Source organism: Alkalicoccobacillus plakortidis (genome assembly GCF_023703085.1).
In the GTDB taxonomy this organism is placed as follows: domain Bacteria; phylum Bacillota; class Bacilli; order Bacillales; family Bacillaceae_D; genus Alkalicoccobacillus; species Alkalicoccobacillus plakortidis.
Genome location: NZ_JAMQJY010000002.1, coordinates 366,569 through 379,678, shown reverse-complemented (window position 1 = coordinate 379,678; position 13,110 = coordinate 366,569). Strand labels below are relative to the sequence as shown.

Genomic DNA, 13,110 nt, shown 5'->3' with positions numbered 1-13,110 from the left:
AAATAATCCATCTGAAACATGGATCAGTGAACAGTATTCTTACGACCGATTAAGTTTTCGATAAGCTAATTGACTGATACAGTTGAAGACAAAGGCAATGACAAAAAACACAGCTGTAGCTATTAAACTAAAATCTCCGGTTATATAACGGGGGATAGAAATGATGATTGAAAAGAGGACAGCAAACAAAAGAGCATACAAAACGATGTTCCTTGATGAAGTATCTTTCACAGTCCCACCTCAAATATCTCAATTTGTAGTCATTCAACCATACCACCCACTAAAAACCAATTCAATAGGTTCATCCAATGCCATGCCCAATGTATCAACGACCCATCTTTCATGGTAAAATGAACCCAACACCCAAATTTAGACGTAAAGGAATTACCCATAGATGAGTAAAATGACACCACCCGTACACAAAAATCAAACCTTAGATGTAACGATTACTGACCTCAGCCACCAAGGAGCTTGGCGTTGCTAAACATGAGGGCTATACGTTATTTATCCCAAAAGCCTTGCCTGGAGAGACCTGTGAAGTGAAGGTCACTAAAACAAGCAAGGGCTACGGTTTTGCACGTTTAATGTCAATTCACGAACCAAGTCCGGACCGCACCGAAGCACCATGTCCTATCTACAGCCAATGCGGAGGCTGTCAGCTGCAGCATATGACATACGACGGTCAGCTGCGTTATAAGCAAAAGCAGGTTCAAGATGCACTAGAGCGACTTGGGGGCATCACTGATGTCACCGTTCAACCAACCCTTGGCATGGACAACCCATGGCGCTACCGTAACAAATCACAGGTCCCGGTCGGCGAACGAGATGGAGAAGTGATTGCAGGATTTTATCAGGAGCGTAGTCATCGCATTGTTGATATGGATGAATGTATCATTCAAAACGAGCATAGTGATGCAATCGTACAAAAGGTCAAAGAAATCGCTAATCAATATGGCATTCGTGGCTATGATGAAGACAAACATCGTGGCACCTTGCGTCATGTTGTTGTCCGTTACGGACGTCAAAGTGGAGAGCTGATGGTTGTCTTTGTTACGCGAGACGAAGCCCTACCAAACAAAAAGAATATTATTGAAGACATTCGAACAGCCTTTCCAAGCTGTAAAATCGATTGTGCAGAACATCAACCCAAAACGCACAAACGTCATTTTTGGTGACAAGACCAAGGTTCTCTGGGGAGAAGAGTATATTTACGACTCAATCGGTTCCATTAAGTTTGCGATCTCAGCCCGATCCTTTTACCAAGTCAACCCAGAACAAACCAAGGTCTTATATGACAAAACACTTGAATACGCCAACCTAAGCGGCTCAGAAACAGTCATCGACGCCTATTGTGGCATCGGAACAATCTCACTTTTTCTAGCCCAGCAAGCCAAACACGTCTACGGCGTTGAAATCGTACCCGAAGCCATCAGCGACGCCAAACGCAACGCCGAATTGAACGGCCTCACTAACACCGATTTCGCAGTAGGCGAAGCCGAAAACGTCATCCCATGGTGGGCAGCCCAAGGCATCCGCCCTGACGTCTTTGTAGTCGATCCACCAAGAAAAGGCTGTGACGAAAAGCTATTGAAAACGATGCTCGACATGAAACCAAAGCGCATCGTCTATGTCAGCTGTAACCCAGCTACACTAGCTAGGGACTTGAAGGTGCTTGAGGAAGGCGGATATAAAACCAAGCAAGTACAGCCGGTGGACATGTTTCCGCAGAGTACGCACGTGGAGTGTGTGGTGGAGATGGAAATTAGAAAAGATAAGTAATAACAAAAATAAGAGTGCAAAGTCTTGTAACGGTAATTATAAGACTTTGCTCTTTTTTTATCTTGATTTTTCATGAGTTAAGATAAAAATATATTGATAAACGATAAATTTTATAATAGGATATCTATAACAGGAAAAAATGGAAATGCAAATCGAGAGTATAAAGGAGTGGATAATGTGAAGAAGTTTATAGGATTTGCAATTCCCTTAACGATTCTCATTTTTATTTCTGCATGTTCTAATTCTTCAGAAGAAGAAACGATTCATAAAGAGAATGTAACACTGACGATTAAAAACAACTCCGATGTCAAAATGAATGGAATTGAAATAAAAGGATATGAAAATGGTCATTTAAAGAGTAATCAGGGTAGTTCAAATGCTGATGGCTCTGATATTAAAAAAGGGGAGTCTCTAGTATTTCAATTTGAAGAATCAGAACTAGATTTTATTGAAGATGTATCATTTGAGATTTCCCTGCTAGAAAACGAAGATACGAAGGCTAAAATAACTAGCAGTAAAGATCAGTTTGATAAGGTGGAACCTAGTGTGTACTATTTCGAATTAACAGATACTATTAAATAAATTTTAAATTAAAAAATAGCAGTAGTTCTGTAGAGCAAATCGCTTAGGGTTATATTTGAAATGATATCAATCTAACTAAACAAGAAATCTAAATATATTGCCTATATTAGGTTCAAGTAGGGGATTGAATAAAATGACGAAGCAGAAGATAGATAAAGACAAACAAAAAGAGATGTTTATTGAGGTAAATGATTTTCAACTTTATGCAAAGTTACTTGGAGAGAAAATAGACAAATCAACCGTCATCATGGATGCGGGTTACGGTGATTATTCAAAAACATGGAAACACATTGCTCCTGAGATTTCAAAGTTAACTGAAGTGCTTATTTATGATAGAGCGGGTTTAGGAAAGAGTGGAATTAGCTCAAAGAAAAGAACAAGTAAGGAAATGGTATTAGAATTACATGAATTACTTTCTAATATGGAACTCAAGCCTCCTTATATTTTAGTTGGTCATTCTTTTGGTGGAATTAATATGCGTCTATTTGCAACGGAGTATCCAAATGAAGTGAATGGATTAGTATTGATTGATTCGACACCAGAAAATTATAAGGATAAATTCCTTCCAACCATGCCAAAAGAATTTCAAGAAGCATATCAAAAGCAATTCACATCAGAAAGTACTTACAGTGAATTTATGGAAAGCTTAAAACAAGTGAAAGAAGCAAGAAGAAAACTTACAGTGCAACTTGTCGTAATATCCGCGGGAAAAAAAGATCATTATTCTGAAGCATCTCAGGAACTATGGAACGACATGCAAAAAGAACTGTTATCATTATCAACGAAAAGTGATTTTATCATTGCGGAATATAGCACACATTATGTTCAATCTGATAAACCTGAAATTGTAATTAATGCGATAAAAGCTTTAGTTGATAAATAGGAATTTATATATTCCCAACTAGAATGAGAGCGAGAAGTTGAGAATACTAAGTGAATATTACTTCTTCCAATATAAAATAAACTTGCTAGTTCACCCCACTTTTCGTTAAAATCGAATTTGGGGTCTTTTCTTTTTATGTAACCCCCATAAGTAAATCATTAATATAACAATTTATACATGTGTCATCAGATAATTGAAAGGAAAGAAGATATAATGAAAGAAAATTTTTGGAATGACCTACCACGACCATTTTTTATACTAGCACCAATGGAAGACGTAACGGACGTTGTCTTTCGCCATGTTGTGAGTAAAGCAGCAAGACCAGATGTCTTTTTCACCGAATTTACAAACTCAGAAAGCTACTGTCATCCGGACGGGAAGCAAAGTGTGCGTGGACGTTTAACTTTTACAGAGGACGAGCAACCACTTGTTGCTCACATCTGGGGGGACAAGCCTGAATTTTTCAGAGAAATGAGTATTGGCATGGCAGAGATGGGTTTTAAGGGAATTGATCTTAACATGGGCTGCCCTGTTGCGAATGTGGCTTGGAAACGGAAAGGGAAGTGGTTTGATTCGTCGTCCTGACGTCGCCGCAGAACTGATTCAAGCAGCAAAAGCAGGTGGCTTACCTGTCAGTGTGAAGACAAGACTTGGATACTCCAAAGTGGAAGAGTGGCGCGAGTGGTTAACTCACATCTTAGAACAAGACATTGCCAATCTTTCCATTCACCTGCGTACCAAAAAGGAAATGAGCAAAGTTGAGGCCCATTGGGAACTAATTCCCGAGATTAAGAAGCTTCGTGATGAGATTGCCCCAGACACTCTTTTGACAATCAACGGTGACATTCCAAATCGTCAAGTTGGGATGGAGCTTGTGGAGAAATACGGAGTTGATGGTGTGATGATCGGCCGTGGAATCTTTACAAATCCATTTGCCTTTGAAGTTGAACCAAAAGAACATACGAGTGATGAGTTACTTGATCTTTTACGTTTACAATTAGATCTCCATGACCACTATCATGCGATTGAATCACGTGCCTTTAAGCCTCTCCATCGATTCTTTAAAATCTATGTCCGTGATTTCCGCGGGGCAGGTGAGTTGAGAAATCAATTGATGAATGCTAAGACGACAGATGAAGTTCGTGGGTTGTTGGATGCGTTTAGGGTAGAGGAAGAAGTTAAATAGAATTAAGAGTACAGCTTTCGATTTCTTTTAAAGGGAATTGGGAGCTGTTTTTATTTGTGAATATTGTACATTAAGTCTTTGAATGCTGTTTCTTACTCCTTTTTTGCCTTATTATAATTTTGGGATGTGTGAATGATAGAATTAATATAAGTAAAGGAGAGATAACATATGAGATTTCTAAAGGGGATTATGATTTTTCTAGGAGTCATCGTCGTTAGTCTTTCCGTGTTCCGGTTTGTGAGTCTCAGCAGATTAGGGCCAGGTGAATCAATAAATCCGTGGTACACAATATCAAGTTATCTAATCATAGCAATCACTTTAAGTTTGCTTCTAATCGTATTTCAGAAGGAGCAGAAACATAATAAACTATTACTACTTGGATGGATTCTTCCGTTATGGTTTGTGGTAGATGCAATTTATGAGATGACGAGGCTCTGATTAACAAGCCTGCGCGAAAAATCCAATCTAACGCGCGAAAATCCGTTGAGGGTGCTCAAAAAATACATTAATGCGCAAAAATGTATTGATGGTGCTCAAAAATCATGGCTGTATGGGCAAAAAACTTTAAAATGCTCAAAAAAGAACCAACTGTGCTCAAAAACGCAAACAGTTGGTAGGAGACAAAAATAAGCTAAGATTGACCAAATAAAAATAACCAAAAAGTAGAATTCTTAATACTAGTAGTAATTAATCCATATATCATTGCTTCGCTCACTCAATTTATAATTACATCAGTAAGAAAGACTAAGATAAGTATCAGCTAACCGAACTCCATCCATTCTCCCGCAAATGCTCCTTATATTCTTCAAAAGTAATTTCTTGTCGCTCGACTACAAGAGGGGATAGGGAAACTAAGCATTCATCCTCAGAGTAATCGATTGTTACTTTAGCTACTTCATATCCATTGTGGAACTTTGAATGAAACCCAGGGTCATGAATGATATCTCCTGCAACCGGACGTATAGTGGATTCATATGTTTTACTCATGAGTTCCTGTTTTGAGTTATCACTTGAGTGGAAAAATACTAATAATTGAACGTCCATTACCAGTCCTCCTCATAATTTGAAAATCGATCACATCTATTACACTTATGATATAACCTTCGCCTCAAGCTCAACTTCTACATTCCCTTGAATCGCTCTGCTTATCATACAAGATGACTCTGCCTTTTCCGCGAGTTTCTTTGCAAGCTCAATATCTTTTTCAGAGGCGTCTTCTTTCAAGACAATCTCAGGACGGTGGATGATCTTTTTGTAGGTAATCACACCTTTTGTGACATCTACAATGCCCTCTGATGTCATTGTCAGACCAGTTTTCTCTAATTTACTACGCTCCATCATGGCTGCGAGAGTGATAATATAGCAGGTGGCTGCGGCTCCAAGCAGCATTTCGTCGGGGTTTGTTCCAACACCAGGTCCGTCCATTTCTGGTGGGATGGAGATTTTTGTGATGAGATTGCCTGATTCAATATCACCTACATCGTTTCGTAAGCCTGGCCAGTTTGCTTTAAGGTGAAAGCTGTGTTGTGCCATGTTGGGACCTCCTTAGTTGTTCTATCCATAAATATTCTACCATTTGCTGTTTTAATATGATAATGCAGTGGTTCTGAATGTTTTAATGAATGTAGTATGTTAATTTTATAAGTGAGGTGATAAAGATGAGTAATGAAAGAGAATATTATCAGGTCAAGATTACGTTAAATGATATTAAACCAGCAATTTGGAGAAGAGTGCTGGTTCCGAGTGGAATTACGTTTCACAAATTTCATAAGGTAATTCAAGCTGCATTTGATTGGCAGGATTATCACTTATTTTCATTTCAGTTTCCAGATTTTCTTATTAAAGAACCTGATATGGAATTTCAATTGCATGAAGACGAGAGACATCCAAAAAGAACAAAGATTGATACTGTTTTCAATCAACATAAAACGTTTATATATGAATACGATTTTGGTGATTCGTGGCAGCATAAAGTAGTTGTTGAAAAAATTGTTATTGTTGATGAAGAAAAACATACTCCAATTTGTATCGATGGTGCCAAAAATCGCCCTCCAGAAGATGTTGGTGGTCCTGATGGCTACGAGGAATTCAGAAAGGTTATAAGTGATCCTACTCATGAGGATTACAATTTCATGTTACTCTGGGCTGAAAAAGATACGGGTGGACGGAAATTTGATCCTAACTATTTTTATCTGAATGAAATAAACCGGAAATTAAATAGAATTAAATGTTAAAGAATGGAGTGCACTTTTAAGAAGAGGGAGCGTGAGAAAATGAGTCTATCAAAAAATGAAGTCATTCAGTTAGCAACCGAGCATGGGTTGCCAATAAAAGAAAGTTCCTTAATCATGAATGAGTCAGGATTAGATTTTCAAGCGGTATTTGCAGAGGATCAAGAAGGTTATGAATGGGTACTGCGGATTCCAAGACGTGAGGATGTAATCGCTCGGACTAAGCCTGAGAAGTTGGCGCTCGATGTGGTGAATGAGCAGGTGATTGCCTTTCAAGCTCCGAGGTGGGAGATTTATACGGATGAATTAATTGCGTATAAGAAGTTAAACGGAGTTCCACTTGGCACAATTGATCATGAGATCATGAACTATGTATGGGAGGTTGAGGTTGAAGATATTCCCGATCGATTCCATCATACATTAGCAAGAGTGTTGGTTGAGTTACACTCTGTAGATGTAGAAAGAGCAAGAGCGGTTGGTCTAACCACTCATACGCCAGAAGAAGCTCAGCAATCAATGAGAGCACGAATGCGAGCTGTAAAAGAAAAGCTAGGTGTAGGAGATGCTCTATGGGAACGTTGGCAGATCTGGGTAGAAAATGATGAGATGTGGCCAAAGCAAACTGGATTCATTCATGGAGATATACACCCTGGCCACATCTTAATAGATCATGCATGTAACGTAACTGGACTAATCGATTGGACCGAAGCTCAAGTGACGGATGTATCGAGTGATTTTGTTGCTCACTACAAGGTGTTTGGAGAAGCAGGTCTTGAGATGCTTATCCAAGCCTATGAGGAAGCAGGAGGGTACGTCTGGTCAAAAATGAAAGAGCATATTATTGAGTTGGAAGCAGCCTATCCGGTTGCGATAGCTGAGTTTGCACTGATTTCAGGAAGCGAAGAGTACTTAGAGATGGTGAAAGAGACGTTACAAGTTAAAACGGATAGCAAGTAAGACGATTGCTCCATTGCAATTGTCTTTTTTCTACGTAAGAGGATTTTGGCATGGTATGTCGAATAGTTATTTTGGGAAACTAGTCAATTCAACAGAACAATCATCAAGCACAATATAAATAATAGCCCAGATATAGGGGTCATCACGACTCGTTCTTTTGTACTTTTAGAGAAGGCATTGGCGATGGTGTTAAGTGCCAAAAATACGGTGAATACCCATACTAAAATAGAAGTCGGTAAAAATGTTAATACGGTTACTTTATTTGTATGTACTAAGAATACTAAGCCTATAAATAATAAAATAACAGCATTAATTAAGCTTACAACTCGTAAGTTTTTAGGTAGTATGGTATGAAATCCTCCCATTGCATATTCACCAAACGGCAAGCCAAGTGCAAGGAGTAGTTGGAAGCATGCTATTAAGAGAAGTAAAGCCATGACAGCAATAGATAAGCTAGAGGAAATGTCCATTTTTGAGTCCTTCTTTCTCTATGTTACTTGCCACCTAAAAGTATACCTTCAGAGACAGGTGGTTCCTATTGTCTTAAGTCATATGTTTAAGGAATGAACGTTTTTCCTATTAGTTTTAGTTTCATTTTGGTTGGCTGCCAACTGTAATGGACTCTCCTACGAAAAACGTCAAGAGATTATCTATAAAAAGAAGAATATCATGAGCTACCTGAAGCGGGTGATGGCTCTTTATAACGGAGGTTACATATGTTTATTATAAATCTATTTAAAGAAATGACATTAGATTTATTTGCAATGGGTAAAGGATTTGTCTACGGTTTTGTTATGGTTGGTGGGTTTATTCTTGTTGTTGGTTTATTAGTTTATGCGGTTTTAATGATAATTTAAACTGTGCCCCTTTCGATAAAGTCTAATTTTATCTCGTGGTGAGAAATGGTTGCCTGAGTGGCCTGTGTGATAAGTTGCTCTCCAACAGAATTGAAGGGTATATGAATTGTGCTCATGTTTAGTGCTTTTGAGATGGGCTGATTATCAAATCCAATGATTGCAATGTCATCGGGGACCGTCCAACCTAGATTTATAGACGCCGTATACAGACCAGCTGCGACTTGATCGTTTGTTACTAGTAAAGCGGAAGGTCGATCCATCGTATGAAAAAGTTTATCTGCAAGTTGCATACCATCGTCCAAGTATAAGCAATCAGTAAAAATATCATTTTCATTTAAGGGAAGCTTGGTTTCTTTCACAAAAATCTTCAAATGCTTTTTTACGCTGAAAACTGCTTGTACTATTCCCACGGCTTATGCAAATGCCAATTCGGTTATGATTTTTCTCAAATAAATACTCCAGAGCAGCGCTAAAATAATGATAGTGATTCATATACGTGCAACTCATTCCCTCTACTTGAACATCCTCGAGTAACACAATTTTACCACTTCTGCTGTATTTCTTAATGACATCCAACCCTACATTTCGCGAACAGAAGATTAAGCTATCAATTTGTTTAGTTTTTAAGAGTTCAAGAGCTTCAAGCTCTTTTGACTCAACATATTGAGTTTGAAAGATTAGGATATGAAAGTCTGTCTTAGAAACGGCTTTTGCGATTCCATCAACGAGCTTGGCTAAAATAAGGCTGATCCAAAAATGGCACCACAATTCCGATTAGATTGGTGGATCCTTTTTTTAAGTGAATGGCATGTATATTTTGAATGTAACCTGTTTCGTTGATTGCTTTTTGAACAGCTTCTACCTTCTCTTGTTGTACATATGGATGGTTATTCAAAACTCTTGAGACAGTTGAAGCTGAAACGCCAGCCAGTTTTGCAATATCATGTATGGTTGTCATTGTAAATAGCTCCTATTTTATAAACGATTTATTTCCATCATACTCTGTCAGCACGACAAAATGCCACCGTCGTTACGCTTCAGCTCGAATGACGCCGACGAGTGGCTTATTTGATCTTATTATATGAAATGCATTCCAGGTCAATAGGAGAGAGAGGAATTTAATGAAGGTTTATTTCTATATATGTCGAATATTAGGTGTGAGGTGACTTTGTGGAGAAAATAGCAAAAGAGATTATACATACGATGCATCATGATTATGCGGGTTGGAAGGACAAGCAAGGTTGGGATGATCCTCAGGCGTTTCTTAAGGGACTGAAAAACCCAATGACTCGAGAAGAATTTGTTGAACATGTTCAGGATTATTTGCTAGATTTTAAGGATCATCATATTCGGTTTCTGGATACAAGTGTGCGGAGGAAAGAAATGAAAGATCCTGGCTTCAGGGTACGAAGATATGAGCAAAGGCTGGTGGTTACACACGTTCACTCGGATAGTTCAATTAAAAGAGGAACGAGCTTTCTTTCATTAGGGGGCTATTCTGTAGAAGAATTAAGACAAAAACATAGTCGATTACTACAAGAAAATCATGCAGAAAGAGAGAATTGGCTTCCTATTTTGTTGAAGTATAGTTTTGGTGAAGTGATGGAGCAAGAAGGCAATCTCAGTACGGTTCAGTTCAAGCAAGTTGAAAGACGGGAATACAAAGCGTCGTATAACTTAGAAGTTCTATCAAATGATTCAATAAAGCTGACCTTTACAGATTTTATGAATCCTGATGCAATGATGAAGCTAGTGCTAGAAAATCAAGAGTTATTGCAGCAAACGGAAAACTGGATTATTGATGTACGTGAAAATTGTGGCGGAAGTGATTCAAACTTTTATCCGCTCCTACCTTTTCTAATGCCAAAAGAAGGGGTAGAGCTCAGAGATACAGAAGATAAAATGCTGTATCATTGCACAATTAACAATGCAAAACGCGCATTGCGTGAGCTTGAAGATGATATTAAGCAAATAGAGGATGAGCAAGCTCTCATGTTTCTAAAAGCATATAAGGATCAGTGGGAGAAGCATCAAGGTAATGAATTTGTGGAGTTTAATTTTGATACATTTTTACCAGATACGTTTGTGAAAGGAACAGACTACCCAAAAAAGGTGGTCATTCTAACAGACTCAGGATGTGCCAGTTCAGGAGAATCATTTGTTGAACTCTGTAAAAAGTCCAACAAAGTGACGGTCCTAGGCAGACCAACCATGGGTGTAAACGATTATGCAAACCTTGTCACACAGGAATGGCAGGAAGGTTTTGAACTTATGTATGCTAGCTCTCGATTATCTCGTATTGATCAAGGATTAGGTATGACTGGAAAAGGGATCGAGCCTAACGTGTATGTACCTTGGACACCGGAGCATGTTGAGAGAGACGTAGATTTGCAGAAAGCTGTTGAGTACCTGCGGAAAGAGGCTGGAAAATGATTGAGTTTAGAGAAATTACGTGGGAAAACTTTGATAGATGTCTGAACTTAGAAGTCGATGAAGGGCAAAAACATTTTGTTGCATCTAATGTATACAGCCTTGCACAAGCGTACGTGGCTACGGTAGAAGGGGAAACCACAGTAATGCCTTTTGCCATTTATACGGATGAGACTTTAATTGGTTTCATGATGACCTATGAGCACGTTCATGAAAATGGAGATGGAGCTTGCTACAATATTGTAAGGCTGATGATCGATAAACTGCACCAAAAGAAGGGATATGGCAAGTCGGCTGTCCTAAAAGCGATAGATTACATAAAAGAATTTCCTAAAGGCGAAGCAGTAGCGATCTATCTTTCATATGAACCTGAAAATGAGGCAGCAAGAAACCTGTATGCTTATGTAGGAATTGAAGAGACGGGACAAGTTGATGAGGATGGGGAATTGATAGCGAAGATAGAGATATAGTTATTGTGGGGATCTTTGATTTAAAACACAAAAAAGTAACCACCCTTGCAGTCAATCAAAAAAATGCCAGTTCAAAAAAGAATGTTCGGAGTTTTATCCCTTTCCTATACATGAAGAAATGATCAATGTAGTACAATCCAAGACTTTCAAATATTTTGCTGAAAATGAGGTGAACATCATCATCATACGAAATTATCAGCCAACAGATGAAACCAGCTTGGCTACGCTGTAGAGTTCTTTCATTTTTGGACACAGCTTATTTTGATAACGTGCTTAGACAAAAGGAAATCTATGAGAATCCATCCATTGAGTTAGTGGCCGTTGAGGGTGACCAAGTAGTTGGATTATTAGATCTTGAATACGAACTTAAAGAAAGAACAGTCTGTTCAAGAGGTGAAGGGCTGGAGGAATGATCTGGCATATTGCCGTTCATCCTGACTATCGCAGAAAAGGAATAGGTCATTTATTGCTTGAAGAGGCTGAAAAACAAGCAAAGGAAAAGAAGATCAATCGACTGGAGGCTTGGACCAGAGATGATGAATGGGTGAATAAATGGTATCAAAGTAACCATTTCGAAAACGTCGATTCCTATTTGCAGGTCTTTGTAGATAGTGGTGATGAAATAAAAGAAGCGCTATCCTCTAGTATTGCAGAATTTTATCCTGTTCAAGGCTTTGCCCATTATGTAGGCGATGATCAAGAAACGATTAAGAAAACGTTCAAGCGAGTACATGAATGTATTTGTTTTGAGAAGAAACTAATAAAGGAGTGAACGATGATCGATTATCCCTCTTTTCACCTCATGCAATTTTTTGAAGGTTATGTCCGGAACTATCGTAGATTAAATTTATCCTTGCAACATAACCGTTCCATGTTTACAAGCCGAGAAATTGACTACTTCGCGCGTTTAGGAGAGTGGTTAGGATTTGAATCGTACATAGAAGATTCAAAGATCAACAAACTAGATGGCAGATCACGACCGATGGATTTATCGTGGTGGAAGATGGATGCAAGAATTGATAAAGAGAACTACATTTCTCTTTCCATGCACCTAGAAAGAGAAAATCTTTCGAAAAAAGACGAAGAGACAATCGAAAAGCTTTTTACTGAAACAGAAGAAGGCTACCACCCAGAGCATGTGATTGGCATTCAGTATGTAGATGATTTTGAGCGTATCGACTACTTAAACCAGATGGTACTATCACGAAACGAAAAACTAGGGTCACACGCATTAATGATTTACCGATATTACGACCAACTACACGATTTAGATCGAATTAAAGCCTATGTATTTGACCCACAATCCTGTACCGAAACAAGACACGCCATTGCAAAATTAGATCAATCGCAGTTTTGGTATATGTGCTTTGAAGAAGAGTGGGAGAATTCGCTTGGCGGGAATCGTGCTGGAGAAGAAGTATGCGTATCGAGCTGACCTACTTTTAAAGTGGAGTAGATAATAAAAGAACTGTTCCAATTTTGAACTGGAATGGTTTTTTGCGTTTAAATGTACTGTTGAGGAGAATATGCGGAATACCAATGCTCAAAAATATCGCTCAAGTGCTCAAATAATTAAGCCCGGCGCTCAAAAAATCGAATTATGCGCGGAAAAGCTTTGAATATGTTTAAAAAATAGGAGCGATGCTCAAAAAAATTAATAATGCTTAAAAATGAGGCCAGTGTGCTCAAAAATAATATATTGGAAATAAGCAAGTAGAACTAATTCTTAATAGTT

At 38.4% G+C, this 13,110-nt stretch carries 16 protein-coding genes and 3 pseudogenes; 12 read left to right on the top strand and 7 right to left on the bottom strand.

The window, feature by feature from the left end:
- Positions 1-39 precede the first annotated feature (39 nt).
- A complete protein-coding gene (locus tag NDM98_RS16470) occupies positions 40-231 on the bottom strand; it encodes a hypothetical protein (RefSeq protein ID WP_251610037.1) in 192 nt (63 codons plus the stop codon).
- Between the two features lie 163 nt (positions 232-394).
- Here NDM98_RS16470 and rlmD point away from each other — a divergent pair.
- The 5 genes and pseudogenes from rlmD (at position 395) to NDM98_RS16445 (ending at position 4,868) form a co-directional block, all read left to right on the top strand.
- Positions 395-1,779, top strand: a pseudogene (gene rlmD / locus NDM98_RS16465) (23S rRNA (uracil(1939)-C(5))-methyltransferase RlmD).
- Between the two features lie 177 nt (positions 1,780-1,956).
- Positions 1,957-2,361, top strand: coding sequence for a hypothetical protein (locus NDM98_RS16460; protein ID WP_251610035.1), 405 nt, complete (start codon positions 1,957-1,959; stop codon positions 2,359-2,361).
- A gap of 133 nt (positions 2,362-2,494) precedes the next feature.
- Positions 2,495-3,244 carry an alpha/beta fold hydrolase gene (locus tag NDM98_RS16455; protein WP_251610033.1) on the top strand — a complete coding sequence of 250 codons (750 nt, stop codon included), beginning with the start codon at positions 2,495-2,497 and terminating at the stop codon, positions 3,242-3,244.
- A 213-nt stretch (positions 3,245-3,457) separates the two neighbouring features.
- Positions 3,458-4,430, top strand: a pseudogene (locus NDM98_RS16450) (tRNA dihydrouridine synthase).
- A 168-nt stretch (positions 4,431-4,598) separates the two neighbouring features.
- Positions 4,599-4,868 (top strand): hypothetical protein, encoded by a 270-nt coding sequence (locus NDM98_RS16445; RefSeq protein ID WP_251610031.1) that lies wholly within the window; start codon positions 4,599-4,601, stop codon positions 4,866-4,868.
- Between the two features lie 318 nt (positions 4,869-5,186).
- Here the strand turns inward: NDM98_RS16445 and NDM98_RS16440 are convergent, their stop codons facing one another.
- Complete coding sequence (locus NDM98_RS16440) at positions 5,187-5,474, bottom strand: hypothetical protein (RefSeq protein ID WP_251610029.1); 288 nt, start codon at positions 5,472-5,474, stop codon at positions 5,187-5,189.
- A gap of 45 nt (positions 5,475-5,519) precedes the next feature.
- Positions 5,520-5,963: an OsmC family protein gene (locus NDM98_RS16435; protein WP_251610027.1), complete on the bottom strand. Its 444-nt coding sequence runs from the start codon at positions 5,961-5,963 to the stop codon at positions 5,520-5,522.
- 125 nt (positions 5,964-6,088) lie between these two features.
- Between NDM98_RS16435 and NDM98_RS16430 the strand changes: the two genes are divergently transcribed.
- Together NDM98_RS16430 and NDM98_RS16425 are read left to right on the top strand one after the other, a co-directional pair.
- On the top strand, positions 6,089-6,664 hold the full coding sequence (locus NDM98_RS16430) for a plasmid pRiA4b ORF-3 family protein (protein ID WP_251610025.1): 576 nt from the start codon (positions 6,089-6,091) through the stop codon (positions 6,662-6,664).
- A gap of 39 nt (positions 6,665-6,703) precedes the next feature.
- On the top strand, positions 6,704-7,618 hold the full coding sequence (locus NDM98_RS16425) for a macrolide 2'-phosphotransferase (protein ID WP_251610023.1): 915 nt from the start codon (positions 6,704-6,706) through the stop codon (positions 7,616-7,618).
- Between the two features lie 83 nt (positions 7,619-7,701).
- Here NDM98_RS16425 and NDM98_RS16420 read toward each other — a convergent pair whose 3' ends face one another.
- The gene (locus tag NDM98_RS16420; protein WP_251610021.1) at positions 7,702-8,088 is read right to left on the bottom strand and encodes a hypothetical protein; all 387 of its coding nucleotides are present in this window, start codon (positions 8,086-8,088) and stop codon (positions 7,702-7,704) included.
- Positions 8,089-8,334: 246 nt separating this feature from the next.
- Here NDM98_RS16420 and NDM98_RS16415 point away from each other — a divergent pair, with 246 nt between their 5' ends.
- The gene (locus NDM98_RS16415; RefSeq protein WP_251610019.1) at positions 8,335-8,475 is read left to right on the top strand and encodes a hypothetical protein; all 141 of its coding nucleotides are present in this window, start codon (positions 8,335-8,337) and stop codon (positions 8,473-8,475) included.
- On the opposite strand, the gene NDM98_RS16410 is transcribed toward NDM98_RS16415, so the two are convergent.
- Genes NDM98_RS16410 through NDM98_RS16400 form a run of 3 tightly spaced genes read right to left on the bottom strand, consistent with a single transcriptional unit; the run spans position 8,472 to position 9,433 of the window.
- Complete coding sequence (locus NDM98_RS16410) at positions 8,472-8,765, bottom strand: substrate-binding domain-containing protein (protein WP_251610017.1); 294 nt, start codon at positions 8,763-8,765, stop codon at positions 8,472-8,474. The two genes, NDM98_RS16415 and NDM98_RS16410, sit on opposite strands and share 4 nt — an antisense overlap.
- 40 nt (positions 8,766-8,805) lie before the next feature.
- A complete protein-coding gene (locus NDM98_RS16405; RefSeq protein WP_251610016.1) occupies positions 8,806-9,243 on the bottom strand; it encodes a type 1 periplasmic-binding domain-containing protein in 438 nt (145 codons plus the stop codon).
- Positions 9,197-9,433, bottom strand: coding sequence for a LacI family DNA-binding transcriptional regulator (locus NDM98_RS16400; protein ID WP_251610014.1), 237 nt, complete (start codon positions 9,431-9,433; stop codon positions 9,197-9,199). Before NDM98_RS16400 ends, NDM98_RS16405 begins: the two co-directional genes overlap by 47 nt.
- Before the next feature lie 212 nt (positions 9,434-9,645).
- Between NDM98_RS16400 and NDM98_RS24215 the strand changes: the two genes are divergently transcribed.
- From NDM98_RS24215 to NDM98_RS16380, 4 genes and pseudogenes are all read left to right on the top strand, one after another.
- On the top strand, positions 9,646-10,908 hold the full coding sequence (locus NDM98_RS24215; protein WP_251610012.1) for a S41 family peptidase: 1,263 nt from the start codon (positions 9,646-9,648) through the stop codon (positions 10,906-10,908).
- The gene (locus NDM98_RS16390) at positions 10,905-11,375 is read left to right on the top strand and encodes a GNAT family N-acetyltransferase (protein ID WP_251610010.1); all 471 of its coding nucleotides are present in this window, start codon (positions 10,905-10,907) and stop codon (positions 11,373-11,375) included. The genes NDM98_RS24215 and NDM98_RS16390 overlap by 4 nt, the downstream gene beginning before the upstream one ends.
- 118 nt (positions 11,376-11,493) lie before the next feature.
- Positions 11,494-12,147 (top strand): annotated as a pseudogene (locus NDM98_RS16385) (GNAT family N-acetyltransferase).
- Positions 12,148-12,150: 3 nt separating this feature from the next.
- Positions 12,151-12,810 (top strand): hypothetical protein, encoded by a 660-nt coding sequence (locus NDM98_RS16380; protein WP_251610008.1) that lies wholly within the window; start codon positions 12,151-12,153, stop codon positions 12,808-12,810.
- Positions 12,811-13,110 lie beyond the last annotated feature (300 nt).